Here is a 14,256-nt window from a genome sequence, read left to right on the forward strand (position 1 = left end):
GGCCGCCGACGGGCCGCTGGTGGTGCCGGTCCCGGCCGACCCGGCCCGCCGTCGCCGCCGAGGGGTCGACCACGCGCGGCTGATCGCCCAGGCGGTCGCGTCCGGCCTGGGCCTGCCCGAGCGGGCGCTGCTGGAGCGCGACCGCGACCCGCTCGCCCAGCACCAGCGCGACCGCGCGCAGCGGGCCGCGCTGGCGTTGCCCCGGGTCAGCGGCAGGGTGCCGTCGCTGGTGCTGCTGGTCGACGACGTCCATACGACCGGCGCGACCCTGCGGGCGGCCGCCACGGCGCTGCGGGCGGCCGGTGCCGAGCGGGTCGTCGCCGTGACGGCGCTGCGGACGTTGCGATGACGGTCCGGGTGGCGGATCGGCCGCACCGGGCGCGGGCGACCCGGCCCCGCGCCGCGGCGCAGTACCGTTCTCGGACCGATGAGGCAGATGCTGCGACCCCTGTTCGATCGCGTCGTGATCAAGGAGCTCGAGCCCGACCGCGTCCGTCGCTCCGGGCTGGTCGTGCCGCCCGGATCGCACGAGCCGCCGCCCCAGCACGGGATCGTCCTGCAGGTCGGTCCCGGCCTCGACTGGTGGCAGCAGGCGGGGGTCCAGATGCCGGTCCGTCCCGGCGACCACGTCGTCTTCCCCGCGTCCGCCGGCGCCTGGGTCGATGTCGAGGAGGAGCGGCTGCTGGTCTGCCGCGTCGGCGAGCTGCTGGGCGCGCTGGAGCCCGTGGACGACGGGCCGGACCCCGTCTGAGGACATACCACGAACGGTCGCTGCGGGGAACTACCGTTCGTCCATAGCAGGTCGCCCGCGAAGATGTCCCCCGGCCCTTGCCACGGACCCCGGCTCGCTGTTACGGTCGCGTTACCGCTGGAGTCCACCGGACGAAAGGAGATCCATGCGGATCGAGGTGAAGGGCCGCAACGTCCCGATCACGACGGAGGTGCGCGAGTGCGTTGAGCGTCGCTTCCGAAAGGTCGACGCGCAGGTGTCCGAACTCGCGGAGCTCGAGATCGAGCTCATCGAGGCCACGAATCCCGCCGTCGCCGAACCGTTCCGGGCCGAGGCGACGCTCCGCCTCAAGGGGGTCACCCTCCGCGCCCACGACGTGAGCCGTGACCTCAAGCACGCCATCCATCTCGTCGAGGAGGAACTCACCCGTCAGGTCAAGCGCAACCGCGTGCAGCGGCGTCACCGTCGCGACGCACGCCGGTTCTCGCAGGCCCAGAAGGCCAGGACCGACGGGGCGGCTCCGGCCGCGTAGTCGCACTCGAGACTCGAAATCGTGTCCGTTCCGGCTGGTCGCACGACCGGCCGGGACGGAGGGATCCCGAGGGCCGCGACGATGTCGCGGCCCTCGGGCGTTCCGGGCCGGGGACCACCGGTCCGACGACCCGTCGGCGGCCGCGCGGGGGCGACGGGCCGGACGCCGGTCACAGAGGGGCCGCGGGAGGACGGGATCCCGCTGGTACCCTCGGGTCATGGGCCTCCTTTCGCGCGCGCTGAGCATCGGCGAGGGCAAGCAGCTCCGCGACTACGAGAAGCGGGTCGCGCAGATCAATGCCTTCGAGCCCGAGCTCGAGCTCGCCACCGACGACGAGCTGCGCGAGCGGTTCGCCGAGCTGCGCGAGGAGGCCAAGTCCGGCACCAGCCTCGACGACCTGCTGCCCGAGTCGTTCGCGATCACGCGCGAGATGTCCAAGCGCGTGCTCGGGATGCGCCACTTCGACGTCCAGCTGGTCGGCGCCCAGGTCCTCCACGGCGGCGACATCGCCGAGATGAAGACCGGCGAGGGCAAGACCCTGACCGCCACGCTGGCGGTGGTCCTCAACGCGCTGCCGGGCCACGGCGTCCACGTCGTCACGGTCAACGACTACCTGGCCGAGCGCGACGCCGAGTGGATGGGCCGGCTGTACACCGCGCTCGGGCTGTCGGTCGGGATCCTGCAGAACATGCAGCCGCACGAGGTCAAGCGGGCGGCCTACGCGGCGGACATCACCTACGGCACCAACTCCGAGTTCGGCTTCGACTACCTGCGCGACAACATGGCGCAGACGCTCGAGGAGAAGGTCCAGCACGGCGGCCGGATCGGCGAGGACGGCCGGCCGGTGGCGATGCACAACTTCGCGATCGTCGACGAGGTCGACAACATCCTGATCGACGAGGCGCGGACCCCGCTGATCATCTCGGGCGCGCCCGAGCAGGCGGCCGACCTGTACGTCACCTTCGCGAAGATGGCGAAGACGATGGTCCCGGGCAAGAAGCCCGAGGGCATGGATCCGCGGACCAAGAAGGAGTTCGTCGCCGACTTCGACTTCGAGTTCGACGAGAAGCACAAGACGGTCGCGGTCACCGAGCGCGGGGTCGAGAAGGCCGAGCGGTTCCTCGGCATCGACCACCTCTACCGGGCCGAGAACGGGCACCTCGTCAACCACCTGCACCAGGCGCTGAAGGCCGAGTCGCTCTACAAGCGCGACGTCGACTACGCGGTCGTCAACGGCGAGGTCGCGATCATCGACGAGCACACCGGCCGGATCCTCGAGGGACGCCGGTGGTCGGAGGGCCTGCACCAGGCCGTCGAGGCGAAGGAGGGCGTGGCGATCCAGGAGGAGAACCAGACCCTCGCGACGGTCACGCTGCAGAACTTCTTCCGCATGTACAAGAAGCTCGCGGGGATGACCGGCACGGCCCTCACCGAGGCCACCGAGTTCATGAAGATCTACAAGCTCGGCGTGGTCCCCGTTCCGACCAACCAGCCGGTCGCGCGCGTCGACAACAACGACGACGTCTTCAAGACCAAGGACGGCAAGTGGGCCGCCGTCACCCGCGAGGTCGTCGAGCGCCACGCGCGTCAGCAGCCGGTGCTGGTCGGCACCGTGTCGGTCGAGGTCTCCGAGCTGCTCGGCGGCATGTTCCGGAAGGCCGGGATCCCGCACACGGTCCTCAACGCCAAGCCGGAGCACGCCGCGATCGAGGGCGAGACGGTCGCCGAGGCCGGTCGCCCCGGCGCGGTCACGATCGCCACCAACATGGCCGGCCGCGGCGTCGACATCAAGCTCGGCGGCGATCCAGAGCACCTGCTGCGCAAGGAGCTGCGCAAGGAGGGCCTGAGCCCGGGCGACGAGGGCTACGACGAGGCGTTCGCCTCGCGGATCGACGCGGCGCGCGAGCGCTGCGCCGCCGACCGCGAGATCGTCGTCGCCGCCGGCGGCCTCTTCATCTGCGGCACCGAGCGTCACGAGTCGCGACGGATCGACAACCAGCTGCGCGGTCGCGCCGGTCGCCAGGGCGATCCCGGCGAGTCGCGGTTCTTCCTCTCGGCCCAGGACGACCTGGTCCGGATCTTCGCCGGCGACCGGATCTACAAGATCCTCGACCGCTTCCCGTCGACCGACGACGACGGCAACGAGCTGCCGATCTCGGCCGGGATGCTGACCAAGCAGATCGAGAAGGCCCAGCGCACCGTCGAGGAGCGCAACTTCCTGATCCGCAAGCGCGTCCTCGAGTACGACGACGTCCAGAACGAGCAGCGCCGCGTCGTCTACGCCTACCGCGACCAGATCCTCGAGGGTCGCGACATGTCCGACGACGCGCAGGACGAGGTCGGCAACGTCATCACGCGCGCCCTCGACGAGTACCTGCCCTCGGAGGACTTCGAGGCGTGGGACATGGACGGGCTGTTCACCGCCCTCGAGGAGATCTGGTCGGTGACGATCGATCGCGAGGAGCTGGACCCCGACACCGTCGATCGCGAGGATCTCCAGCGGCGCCTGCACGACGACGCGATCGCGGCCTACGAGCTGCGCGAGAAGCAGCTCGGCCCGGACCTGATGCGCCAGGTCGAGCGCTACCTGCTGCTGAACATCATCGATCAGCGCTGGCGCGAGCACCTCTACGACATGGACTACCTGCGCGAGGGCATCCACCTGCGCGGGTACGCCCAGATCGAGCCGATCGTCGCGTACAAGAACGAGGCCTACGACCTCTTCCAGGACCTGATGGCGACGATCTGGAGCGACTTCGCCAAGCTCGTCTTCCACGTCGAGGTCGAGGTCGAGGACGCCGACGCCGGGCTCCAGCCGCCGGCGTCCGCCCCCAGCGCGCCGTCGGCCTACCAGTACACGAGCGGCGCCGATGCGGCACCGTCGGCGCTGGCCGTCGCCTCGGACGACGTCGAGGGCGCCGCGCTCGCCGCCTACGGCAGCCCGGACGAGGATCCCGACGCCCCGCCGCCGGTCCAGCAGCGGGTGCTCGCGTCCAACGAGCAGCTCGGTCGCAACGACCTCTGCTGGTGCGGGTCCGGCCGCAAGTACAAGCGCTGCCACGGCGCGTCGTGACCGGCGACTGACGCTCGTGCCGTCGCTGCGCACGCCGAGCCCGCCGCTGAGCCACGACGGCGTGATGCTGCGGGCGCTGCGCGGGCAGGACATCCCGGCGATCACCGCGGCCTGCCAGGACCCGGGCATCCAGCGCTGGACCCGGGTGCCGGTGCCCTATCGCGAGGGCGACGCCCGCGGCTGGATCGCGGCGATGCGGGCCCGCGAGAAGGGCGGCGAGGCGCTCGAGCTCGCGATCGCGGACTCCCGCTCCGGGCTGCTGATCGGGGCGATCGGCGTGGTCGACCTGAACTGGCGCCACCGGGTCGGCGAGATCGGCTACTGGGTGGCGCCGGACGCGCGCGGCCGCGGCGTCGCGACGACCGCGCTGCGGCTGCTGTCGCGCTGGGCGCTGGGACCGCTCGGGCTGGAGCGGGTCGAGCTGCGGATCTGGGACGGGAACCTCGGCTCGCGGCGGGTGGCCGAGCACGCCGGCTTCCACGACGAGGGGACCCTCCGCGGCTCGGTGATCGATCGCCTGGCCCAGGGGGCGCGCCGCGACGTGGCGATCTACGGGCTGCTGCGATCCGACGTCGCGGCGGAGCGGGCGCCGGAGCGGCGGGCCGAGCTCGGCGGCGGCCGCGTGCCGACGGCCTGACGGCGGCGTCGCTCAGGACGAGCCGTCGGAGGAGCCGGCGGCGCCGCGGCGGACCGCCCGGGCGCCCGGGATCCGGTCGGCGACGCGCCCCAGCTGCTCGACGGTGCCCGCCAGCGGGCCCATCATCGCGATCAGCTGCTCGACGGCCTGCCGGACGCCGGCGATCTCGGCCGCCTGGGCCGTCGCCTCGCCGGCGCGGTCGGCCATCTGGACGGCCTGCGAGCTGAGCTTCTCGCCGACGTCGATGATCTGCGAGCTGCGCTCGTCGATCCGCTGGCCGAGGATCGCCAGCTGCTCGCCGGTCGCGGCGACCTGCTCGGCGAAGCCGACGAGACCCTCGCCGATCGCCGCGATCCGGTTGCCCAGCTCGAGCGCCGCCTCGAGGTGCTGGTCCAGCCGGTCGAGTCGCTCGCCGAGCCGGGCCGCCGCGTCGGGGGCGCCGGCGGCGGCCTCCGCGAGCCGCCGGATGTCCTCGGCGGCGTCGCCGGCCAGGCGGCCGGTGTCGCCGACGAGCCTGCCGGTGGTCTCGGCCGCCAGCCGCGTGGTGTCGGCCGCCAGGCGGCCGGCGTCGGCGGCGATCCGGCTCGGGTCGGGAACGCGCGGGCTCACGGCGCGACACTACCCGCCGTCGGGGCGGCCGGCGGGTCGGAGACGCCGATCGGCTGCTAGCGTCGCTGGTTCGATGGCCGTCCCCGAGTCCGCACCCCAGCGCATCGCCGACGCACGCGAGCGGTTCGTCGACCTCGAGCCGCACCTGCGCCCCGACGAGCTGCGCGCGCGCGTCGCCGAGCTCGAGCAGGCGATGGGGGCGGGCGACTTCTGGGACGACCAGGAGCAGGCGGCCAAGGTCAGCGGCGAGCACGCCCGCGCGACCCGCAAGCTCCAGGTCCACGACGGGCTGGCGTCCGACCTCGACGACCTCGACGGGCTGCTGGAGCTGGCCGAGGACGACGACGAGCTGGGCGTCGAGCTGGTCGAGCAGCTCGACTCGGTCGAGCGGCGACTCGCCGACCTCGAGGAGGAGCGGCTCTTCACCGGTCCCTACGACAGCGGCGACGCGCTGATCACCGTCAACGCGGGGGCGGGCGGCACCGACGCCCAGGACTGGGCCGAGATGGTCCTGCGGATGGAGATGCGCTGGGCCGAGCGGCGCGGGTTCAAGGTCGACCTGCTCGAGGCGTCCGCCGGCGAGCAGGCCGGGATCAAGTCGGCGACCTTCCGGGTCGAGGGCGACCACGCCTACGGGCTCTACGGGGCCGAGCGCGGCGTCCACCGGCTGGTCCGGATCAGCCCCTACGACTCGCAGGGCCGCCGGCAGACCGCCTTCGCCGGGCTCGAGGTCGCGCCGGTCGTGGAAGAGGTCGGCGACATCGAGATCAAGGACGAGGACCTGCGGGTCGACACCTACCGCGCCTCCGGTGCCGGCGGGCAGCACGTCAACAAGACCGACTCCGCCGTCCGCCTGACCCACATCCCGACCGGGATCGTCGTCGCCTGCCAGCAGGAGCGCTCGCAGTCGGCGAACAAGATGACGGCGATGAAGATGCTCTACGCCAAGCTGATCGAGCGGGCGGAGCGCGAGCGGGCGGAGGAGATCGCCAAGGAGAAGGGCGAGTCCCAGGACGTCGGCTGGGGGTCGCAGATCCGCTCCTACGTCCTGAATCCGTACACGATGGTCAAGGACCTGCGGACGAGCGTCGAGACCGGCAACGTCCAGCAGGTGCTCGACGGCGACCTCGACGCCTTCGTCCGGGCCTGGCTGCTGCAGCAGGCCGGCCACGGCGAGAGCGCTCCGGCCGCCGGCGCCTAGGACGGGCTCGTGCCGTACCCGCGCCTCTCGCTCGCCGCCCTCGCGGTGGCGCTCCCGGCCGCGGCGCTCGCCGGCTGCGGCGACGACGGCGCGGTCACGGGGCCGCCGCCGCTGACGACCACCGGGACCACCGCCACGACCACCACGACGCCGCGGCCGCGGCGGCCGCGGGTCGTGACGCCGGCCGGCCCGGCGCGGCTGCGCGGCGAGGTCGTCCGCGGTCGCGGCTTCCGGTTCCGGGTCGACCCGGGCGTCGTCGACAGCACCAAGCGCTTCCGGCGGGTGATCGCGCCGCCGCAGAAGCTGCTGGTCGGCCTGGCCCAGCAGACCGGCGACGTCGGCCTGATCGGGATCTCGATCAGGCCGTTCGGCGACCTCGTCGACGTCGGCGATCGCCTGTCGATGCGGACCGAGGCGGTCGAGGGCCTGCGCGGCCTGGGCGGCAAGAGCGTGCGGGGGCTGCCGGACGCGCGGCTCGGGGGTCAGCGCGCCTACCGCGCCGAGTCGCTGGGGCGGTTCGAGAGCCAGAAGGTCCTGGTGATCCGCTACCTGGTCGCCCGCGGGGACCGGCTGCTGACGATCGACGGGCTGGTGCCGAGCCGCTCGCGCGCGGCCGCCGAGGCGCTGCTGCGGACGATCGTCCGCAGCTGGCGCTGGACCGGCCGCGGCTGACGGACCGCGGAGGACGGCGGGACCGCCCGCCGGGACCGCTCGCGTCCGCATCCGCGGTCCCGGTTGGCCAGCCAGCCAGTAGCATCCGGCCGACCACCCGCGGGCACGGACGCCCGCCGCCCTCGGACCGGAGCAGCCCCATGGCCATCGATTTCACCTTCAGCGACGAGCAGCAGGCCTATCGCGACGCCCTGCGCGACCTCTTCCAGCGCGAGGTCGGCAGCCCCGAGCAGCTGGAGCGCCTGACGGCCGGCCACACCAGCCACCACAGCGACGAGCTGAGCCGCAAGCTCGGCGAGGCCGGACTGCTGGGGCCGAGCATCCCCGAGCAGTACGGCGGGGCCGGCGGCGGGATCGTCGAGGAGATGATCCTGCTGGAGGAGATGATGCGGGCCGGCGCGCCGATCGGCGCCTACGCGGTGTCGCTGATCGTCGCCGGCGCGGTGATGAAGTTCGCCACCGAGGAACAGAAGCAGCTGGTGCTCGGCAACGTCGCCGCCGGCGGCGTCGAGGCGATCGCGATGTCCGAGCCGGAGTCGGGCTCCGACGTCGCCTCGCTGACGACGCGCGCCGAGCGGGTCGACGGCGGCTGGAAGCTCAACGGCGTCAAGGTCTGGATCTCCAACGCCCACATCGCCGATCGGATCCTGATCGTCTGCCGCGACGCCTCGAAGACCGACCCCACCCACCCCAAGCACGAGGGCCTCGGGATGATCTGGGTCGAGCCGGGCGCCGACGGCGTGCGGGTCGAGCGGATCAAGACGATGGGCGGGGTCGACGAGGTCAACTACGTCTACCTCGACGACGTCGTCGTCGGCGACGACGCGGTCCTCGGCGAGGTCGGCAACGGCTGGCTGCAGCTGACCTCGGGCCTCAATGTCGAGCGCCTGATCATCGGCGCGCTGGCGCTCGGCCAGGCGACGAAGGCGTTCGAGGACGCCCTCCGGTACTCCAAGGAGCGGGTCCAGTTCGGCAAGCCGATCGGCCGCTTCCAGGTCCAGCAGCACCGCCTGGCCGACATGGCCACCGACGTCGAGCTGGCCCGCCTGCTGGTCTACAAGGTCGCGGGCGACGTCGCCCGCAACCCGACGGCGCTGTTCCCGAAGGAGGCGTCGATGGCCAAGGTCTTCGCCACCGAGGCGGCCGAGCGGACCGTCAACCGCGCCTTCAAGATCCACGGCGGCTACGGCTACGCGGTCGAGTACGACATCGCCCGCCAGGTCCCGTACTCGCTGGTCGCCACGACCTTCGGCGGCACCAACGACATCCAGCGCAACATCATCGCCAAGACGCTCGGGCTCTGAGCGCGGCGCGGCGACCGGAGGGGCGAGTGCCCCTCCGGCGGGGGACGAGCGGCGGGCATGCCCCGCAGTAGCCTGCGGCACGAGCGCGCGGCGCCCGCCCGCGCCCCGATCGACTGGAGACACCACATGCGATGGCGTGCAGCAGCGCTGGCGCTTGCCACCGCCTCGACCCTGGCCGCGACCGGCTGCGGCAGCGGCGACGGCGAGAAGACCACGACCAAGACGGTCACGACGGCCGCCTCGACGGCGACGACGACCACCGGCACGAGCGCGGCGACGCCGACCACGCCGACCACGTCGACGACCGCCGCCGACGGCTCGCGCGTCGACCTCGGCAGCGCGTCGTTCGCCGTCCCCGACGGGTGGAGGAGCTCGCCCGAGGGCCTCCGCCGCAGCCTCGCGAAGGGCTTTCCGGAGGGTGGCCTGCGGCCGGTCGCGATGCTGGTGCCCAAGAGCTCCGGCGACTCGCCGGCGAAGGGCCTGATCGTCGTCATGACCCTCAAGGCGCCGGGGGCCGGCGGCCAGGCCGACGCCGACTGGTCGAGCTTCAAGCGGACCGTGATCTCGGCGATCGACCGCGGCTCGCTGAGCGAGGTCGAGGTCGGGCGCGACACCGACGTCGGCGGCCGCCGGGCGCTGGTCGTCGACGTCCAGCAGAAGTCGCGGACCTACCTGGAGAACCGCCAGGTCGTGACCGTCAAGGGCGACACGGCCTACTACCTGCAGGTCACCACGCCCGCCGGCGACGACCTCGACGGGCCGCGGGCCGCGCTCGACGGGGTGCGCTCGTCGTGGCAGTGGAAGTGACCGGGCGGTGGTGAGCCGGGTGCGGACGGCACCGTTGGCGTGCCTCGACCTCGACGGCACGCTGGTCGACTCGCGCGGGCCGTTCGCCGCCGCGATGCGCGGTGCGCTGCGAGAGCAGGGGCTGCCGGATCGCGAGCCGGCCGCCCTCCACCGCTTCCTCGGGCCACCGCTGGAGGAGACGGCGGCGGCGATCGTCGCCGACGCGGTCGCCGCCGGCCTCGTGCCCGCGGCCGACGCGCCGGCGGCGGCCGAGGCGCTGCTGGGCGGCTATCGCCGCCGCTACGTCGCCGAGGGGATCCCGGCGACCGTCGCCGTGCCCGGCGTTCCGGCGGCCCTCGACCGGCTGCGGGACGCCGGCTGGCGGTTCGCGCTCGTGACCTCGAAGATCCGGCCGGCCGCGGTCGGGGTGCTCGAGGCGACCGGGCTCGGAGCCTGGATCGACGTGGTCCACGCGCCGTCCCCCGACGAGCGCCACGTGCCCAAGGCGCGGTCGCTGCGGGCCGCGCTCGCGGAGCACGGCGACGACGCGGCCCTGGCGGCCGTGATGGTCGGCGACCGGCACCACGACGTCGATGCCGCCCGCGCCTGCGCGATCCCCGCCGTCGGCGTGACCTGGGCCGGTGGCAGCGACCACGAGCTGACCGCCGCCGGCGCGCGGGCGGTGGTCGCGACGCCGATGGCGCTGCCCGAGACCCTCGCGGTCGCGCTGGCCCGCTGAGTCGCGAGCCGGGACCCCGGCGGCCAGGGCCCGACAGCGCCGGTTGCCTATCCTCGGGGTCCGATGCCGATCGCTCCCGACCTGCTCGACGACCTGATCGCCCGCGCGCTGTCCGAGGACCTCGGCGACGGCGACGCGACCAGCCTGGCGACCGTCCCCGAGGGGCTGCGCGCGACCGCGACGATCACCCAGAAGGCGCCTGGCGTGATCGCCGGCCTCGACGTCGCGACGGCGGTCTTCCTGGCGGTCGACGGCGACCTCGAGCTGACGCCGCTGACCGCCGAGGGCGAGTGGCGCGAGCGCGGGCCGGTGCTGCGGGCGGTCGGCTCCGCCCGCTCGCTGCTGGCCGGCGAGCGGACGGCGCTGAACTTCCTCGGCCGGCTCTCGGGCGTGGCGACCACCACCCGCCGCTACGTCGACGCGGTCGCCGGGACCGGGGCGGTCGTGCTCGACACGCGCAAGACCACGCCGGGCCTGCGGCTGCTGGAGAAGCGGGCGGTCGTGACCGGCGGCGGGGCCAACCACCGGGTCGGGCTCTACGACCAGATCCTGATCAAGGAGAACCACGCCGCGATGGCCGGCGGCGTGGGGGAAGCGGTCCGCGCGGCCTACGCCCACCGGCCCGACCTGCCGATCGAGTCCGAGTGCCGCGACCTCGACGAGGTCCGGGCCGCGCTGGCGGCCGCCGAGGCGGTCGGCGTGCCGGCCGGCCGCTACCGGATCCTGCTCGACAACATGACGAACGACGAGCTGCGCGAGGCGGTCGCGCTGGTCGCCGGCCGGGTGCCGCTGGAGGCCTCGGGCAACGTCGACCTGGCGACGATCGGGGCGATCGCGGCGACCGGCGTAGACTTCATCTCGGCCGGTGCCCTCACGCATTCGGCCCCCGTCCTCGACCTGTCCCTGATCCTGGAGCCGCTGTCGTGACGACCCCCCTGCCGATGGCCCCCGACCCCGTTCGCGCCGGCGTTCCCGCGCTGGCCGAGGCCGAGCTGCGCGCGATGCAGGCGGAGATCCGCGAGCTCGCGCGCGAGAAGAACGCGGTGATCCTGGCGCACAACTACCAGCTGCCGGAGATCCAGGACGTCGCCGACGTCGTCGGCGACTCGCTCGGCCTCTCGATCGAGGCGGCGAAGACCGACGCCCAGACGATCGTCTTCTGCGGCGTGCACTTCATGGCCGAGTCGGCCTCGGTCCTGAGCCCCGAGAAGACGGTCCTGATCCCCGACGTCGACGCCGGCTGCTCGCTGGCGGACTCGATCACGCCGGACCAGCTCCGCGCCTGGCAGGCCAAGCACCCCGGCGCGATCACGGTGATGTACGTCAACACCACCGCCGAGGTCAAGGCGCTGACCGACTACTGCGTGACGTCGTCGAACGCGGTGCCGGTCGTCGAGCACCTCTACCGCGAGCACGGCGAGGACACCGAGGTCCTGTTCGGGCCCGACATGTTCCTCGGCTCGTTCGTCGCCAAGCGGATCGCCGCCGACCGCGAGGCCCAGGGCAAGCCGCCGCTGACCGGCTTCCACGTCTGGGACGGCGAGTGCCACGTCCACGCCGGGATCCGGCCCGACGACATCACGCGCGTCCGCGGCGAGCACCCCGACGCCGACTTCCTGATCCACCCCGAGTGCGGCTGCTCGACCCAGGTGATGGAGTACGTCGCCGCCGGCGACGTGGCGGGCGAGGGCGTCCACATGCTGTCGACCGGCGGGATGCTCGACTTCGCCGAGGACGAGGAGCGCCAGGCGCGGGCCGCGGGCCCCGGGGCGCCGCGGCGGACGACGATCGTCGCGACCGAGACGGGGATGCTCTACCCGCTGCGGAAGGCGGCGCCGGACGTCGACTTCATCGCGGCCAACGAGCAGGCCTCGTGCCGCTACATGAAGATGATCACGCTGCCGAAGCTGCGCGACACGCTGCGCGACGGCACCGGCCTGGTCAAGGTGCCGGACGAGATCGCCCGCCGCGCCAAGCTGCCGATCGAGCGGATGGTCGCGATCGGGCGCGACGCCAACGCCCCGCTCGGCGGCGAGTAGCCCGCCGCGCTCAGCCGACCGGCGCCAGCACGTCGAGCGTGTGCTCCAGGGCCCGCCGCAGCCGCGGCAGGGTCGTGGAGCGGCGCTCGAACTCGGTCGCGGTGTAGCAGTGGACGTCGGGCTCGTCGCCCATCTCGCTGCGGTCCCAGAGGCTGGCGGCCGTGTGGACGCGCTCCAGCCACGGCACGCCGTCGAACGCCTCCGACACGAGGATCACGACGAACTCGGGACCGCGCTCGCGCTGCGCCCCGACGCCCTGCTGGTCGGCGACCCGGGCGCCGCCGAGCAGCGCCCGCTCGAGCGGCCAGCGGTCGTCGACCCGTCGCACGTAGCGCCGCAGCTCCACCTGGTTGACCGGGTCGGTCGCACTCACCGAGCCGATTGTGGCGCTCCGCGGCTCCGGGCTCAAGCTGACCACGTCACAGAGCGACCCGCGCCAGATCCGTGGTTGGACCCTGGACGACCGTTGTAGACTCGCGCCCCGATGGGCACGGGTCGGGGGACACAGACAACGGGGCCGGTCGCGAGCGCGCCACCGGGCCAGGCGATGCGCCTGCGGGAGTTCTGGAGCGGCGACTCGATGCGGGCCTACGGCTCGCTCGCCGTGTACACCTGGCACGCGTTCGTGATCGGGCTGCTGGTGCAGGGGGCGTTCGTCTCCGCGGACGGCCAGCGCAACTACAACCTGCTCGACACGACGGACGACCTGGGCACCGTCCTCGGCGTGCTGCTGCGGGCGTTCGGCGGCATCCTGCTGCTGTTCTTCATCCTCTCGGCGTACCTGATCTCGCGGCCGTTCCTGGCGTCGGTCCTGCACGGGCGCAAGTGGCCGAACTCCGTGCGCTACGTGCTGCGGCGGATCCTGCGCGTCCACCCGCTCTTCATCGCGGTCCTGATCGCGGTCCTCCTGATCGACGGCTGGGGCAAGTTCGGCGTCACCCCGGGCCACTTCGTCGCGGTGGCGAGCCTGCTGCGGACCGACGAGGGACGGGCCGGGGGCGGCTGGGACCACATCGGCCACGCCTGGTCGCTGCACGTCGAGTTCATCGTCTACCTGGCGATCCCGGTCGGGCTCTACCTGCTGCTGCAGGCGATGCGGGTCGTGCGCATGGGCTCGGTCAACGCCCGCGCGGGCGTGATCGTCGCGCTGTCGCTGATCGCCGCCGCGATCAGCGTCTACGCCGGCCGCAACGCGACCCTGCCGACGACCGTCGTCTACGGCGTCGCCTGCTTCATGCCCGGCGTGATCATCGCGACGGCCGAGGTCGCGGGCTGGCTGCCCCGCTACGCGCAGCGGATGAGCCAGTGGGTGCCGCGCGCGCTGCTGCTGGTGGCGGCCGTGCTGGCGCTTGCCGCCATGCCGCTGGGGCGCGCGGTCGGCTCGGGCAGCGGCGGGGCCGGCGTGGCGATCTACGGCACCGTGCTGGCGATGGCGATCCTGATGCTCGGGATCCTGCTGCACGAGCTCGCCGATCGCGAGCCGCCCAAGTTCGCGGCCTGGCGGCCGGTGCTCTGGTTCGGCCCGATGACCTACCCGGTCTACCTGGTGCACGTCCCGATCATGTTCTGGATCGTGCCGAAGGTCCACGAGCACATCACCGACGACGCGGTCCTCACGGGCGTCGTCACCTGGGGGCTGGCGGCGCTCCCGACGCTCGTCATCTCGTACCTGCTGCACAAGCTCGTCGAGCTGCCGGCGATGGCGGTCGGCGCCCGCCTGGGCAGCACCCGGCGCTCGGTCCAGGACCGGTTCGCGGACCAGGCGCATCCGACCACGCCGCCGGAGACCGCGATGCCGGGCAGCGGCGACGCGCTGGCGGCGGGCCATGGCGGCGGACTCGGTCCGGTCGCGGTCCACGAGGACCCGCCGAGCCCGCCGGCCGCGGCGCCTGCCGAGCCCGTGGCGCCCGCCGAGCCCGTGGCGCCCGCCGAGC

Annotated in this window: 15 protein-coding genes; 13 read left to right on the plus strand and 2 right to left on the minus strand. The window is 73.3% G+C overall.

Going from position 1 to position 14,256, the window contains the following annotated elements; all coding sequences use genetic code 11:
* The 5 genes from PAI11_RS08990 to PAI11_RS09010 form a co-directional block, all read left to right on the plus strand.
* The coding region (locus PAI11_RS08990; protein ID WP_040599426.1) for a phosphoribosyltransferase family protein at positions 1–349 on the plus strand (349 nt) is incomplete at its 5' end.
* 78 nt (positions 350–427) lie between these two features.
* Complete coding sequence (locus tag PAI11_RS08995; protein WP_138974191.1) at positions 428–751, plus strand: co-chaperone GroES; 324 nt, start codon at positions 428–430, stop codon at positions 749–751.
* 145 nt (positions 752–896) lie between these two features.
* Positions 897–1,262: a ribosome hibernation-promoting factor, HPF/YfiA family gene (hpf, locus tag PAI11_RS09000; RefSeq protein WP_007573350.1), complete on the plus strand. Its 366-nt coding sequence runs from the start codon at positions 897–899 to the stop codon at positions 1,260–1,262.
* 217 nt (positions 1,263–1,479) lie between these two features.
* Positions 1,480–4,335: a preprotein translocase subunit SecA gene (secA, locus tag PAI11_RS09005; RefSeq protein WP_007573352.1), complete on the plus strand. Its 2,856-nt coding sequence runs from the start codon at positions 1,480–1,482 to the stop codon at positions 4,333–4,335.
* A gap of 16 nt (positions 4,336–4,351) precedes the next feature.
* Positions 4,352–4,972, plus strand: a complete 621-nt coding sequence (locus PAI11_RS09010) for a GNAT family N-acetyltransferase (protein ID WP_007573354.1) — start codon at positions 4,352–4,354, stop codon at positions 4,970–4,972.
* A 12-nt stretch (positions 4,973–4,984) separates the two neighbouring features.
* Here the strand turns inward: PAI11_RS09010 and PAI11_RS09015 are convergent, their stop codons facing one another.
* Complete coding sequence (locus PAI11_RS09015; protein ID WP_007573355.1) at positions 4,985–5,581, minus strand: hypothetical protein; 597 nt, start codon at positions 5,579–5,581, stop codon at positions 4,985–4,987.
* 73 nt (positions 5,582–5,654) lie between these two features.
* On the opposite strand from PAI11_RS09015, the gene prfB reads away from it, so the two are divergent.
* From prfB to nadA, 7 genes are all read left to right on the plus strand, one after another.
* Complete coding sequence (prfB, locus tag PAI11_RS09020; RefSeq protein ID WP_007573357.1) at positions 5,655–6,782, plus strand: peptide chain release factor 2; 1,128 nt, start codon at positions 5,655–5,657, stop codon at positions 6,780–6,782.
* Positions 6,783–6,791: 9 nt separating this feature from the next.
* On the plus strand, positions 6,792–7,454 hold the full coding sequence (locus tag PAI11_RS09025; protein ID WP_007573360.1) for a hypothetical protein: 663 nt from the start codon (positions 6,792–6,794) through the stop codon (positions 7,452–7,454).
* A gap of 140 nt (positions 7,455–7,594) precedes the next feature.
* A complete protein-coding gene (locus PAI11_RS09030) occupies positions 7,595–8,758 on the plus strand; it encodes an acyl-CoA dehydrogenase family protein (protein ID WP_007573363.1) in 1,164 nt (387 codons plus the stop codon).
* Between the two features lie 57 nt (positions 8,759–8,815).
* Complete coding sequence (locus PAI11_RS09035; RefSeq protein WP_138974192.1) at positions 8,816–9,565, plus strand: hypothetical protein; 750 nt, start codon at positions 8,816–8,818, stop codon at positions 9,563–9,565.
* A gap of 10 nt (positions 9,566–9,575) precedes the next feature.
* Entirely contained in the window at positions 9,576–10,283 is a 708-nt protein-coding gene (locus PAI11_RS09040) for an HAD family hydrolase (protein ID WP_007573367.1), read from the plus strand.
* A 63-nt stretch (positions 10,284–10,346) separates the two neighbouring features.
* Complete coding sequence (nadC, locus tag PAI11_RS09045; RefSeq protein WP_007573369.1) at positions 10,347–11,210, plus strand: carboxylating nicotinate-nucleotide diphosphorylase; 864 nt, start codon at positions 10,347–10,349, stop codon at positions 11,208–11,210.
* 14 nt (positions 11,211–11,224) lie between these two features.
* Positions 11,225–12,322, plus strand: coding sequence for a quinolinate synthase NadA (gene nadA, locus PAI11_RS09050; protein WP_007573371.1), 1,098 nt, complete (start codon positions 11,225–11,227; stop codon positions 12,320–12,322).
* A 10-nt stretch (positions 12,323–12,332) separates the two neighbouring features.
* On the opposite strand, the gene PAI11_RS09055 is transcribed toward nadA, so the two are convergent.
* Positions 12,333–12,695: a hypothetical protein gene (locus PAI11_RS09055; RefSeq protein WP_244406528.1), complete on the minus strand. Its 363-nt coding sequence runs from the start codon at positions 12,693–12,695 to the stop codon at positions 12,333–12,335.
* 174 nt (positions 12,696–12,869) lie between these two features.
* Between PAI11_RS09055 and PAI11_RS09060 the strand changes: the two genes are divergently transcribed.
* Positions 12,870–14,256, plus strand: a 1,387-nt coding sequence (locus tag PAI11_RS09060) for an acyltransferase family protein (RefSeq protein ID WP_040599428.1), incomplete at its 3' end; no start/stop codon positions are given.

The organism is Patulibacter medicamentivorans, from assembly GCF_000240225.1.
GTDB lineage: Bacteria > Actinomycetota > Thermoleophilia > Solirubrobacterales > Solirubrobacteraceae > Patulibacter > Patulibacter medicamentivorans.

What these genes read in the sequence shown, in the direction of transcription:
- hpf (WP_007573350.1), top strand. Translation starts at nt 897, where the DNA reads ATGCGGATCGAGGTGAAGGGCCGCAACGTCCCGATCACGACGGAGGTG.
- PAI11_RS09035 (WP_138974192.1), top strand. Translation starts at nt 8,816, where the DNA reads ATGCCCCGCAGTAGCCTGCGGCACGAGCGCGCGGCGCCCGCCCGCGCC.
- secA (WP_007573352.1), top strand. Translation starts at nt 1,480, where the DNA reads ATGGGCCTCCTTTCGCGCGCGCTGAGCATCGGCGAGGGCAAGCAGCTC.
- PAI11_RS09030 (WP_007573363.1), top strand. Translation starts at nt 7,595, where the DNA reads ATGGCCATCGATTTCACCTTCAGCGACGAGCAGCAGGCCTATCGCGAC.
- nadA (WP_007573371.1), top strand. Translation starts at nt 11,225, where the DNA reads ATGGCCCCCGACCCCGTTCGCGCCGGCGTTCCCGCGCTGGCCGAGGCC.
- nadC (WP_007573369.1), top strand. Translation starts at nt 10,347, where the DNA reads ATGCCGATCGCTCCCGACCTGCTCGACGACCTGATCGCCCGCGCGCTG.
- PAI11_RS08995 (WP_138974191.1), top strand. Translation starts at nt 428, where the DNA reads ATGAGGCAGATGCTGCGACCCCTGTTCGATCGCGTCGTGATCAAGGAG.
- prfB (WP_007573357.1), top strand. Translation starts at nt 5,655, where the DNA reads ATGGCCGTCCCCGAGTCCGCACCCCAGCGCATCGCCGACGCACGCGAG.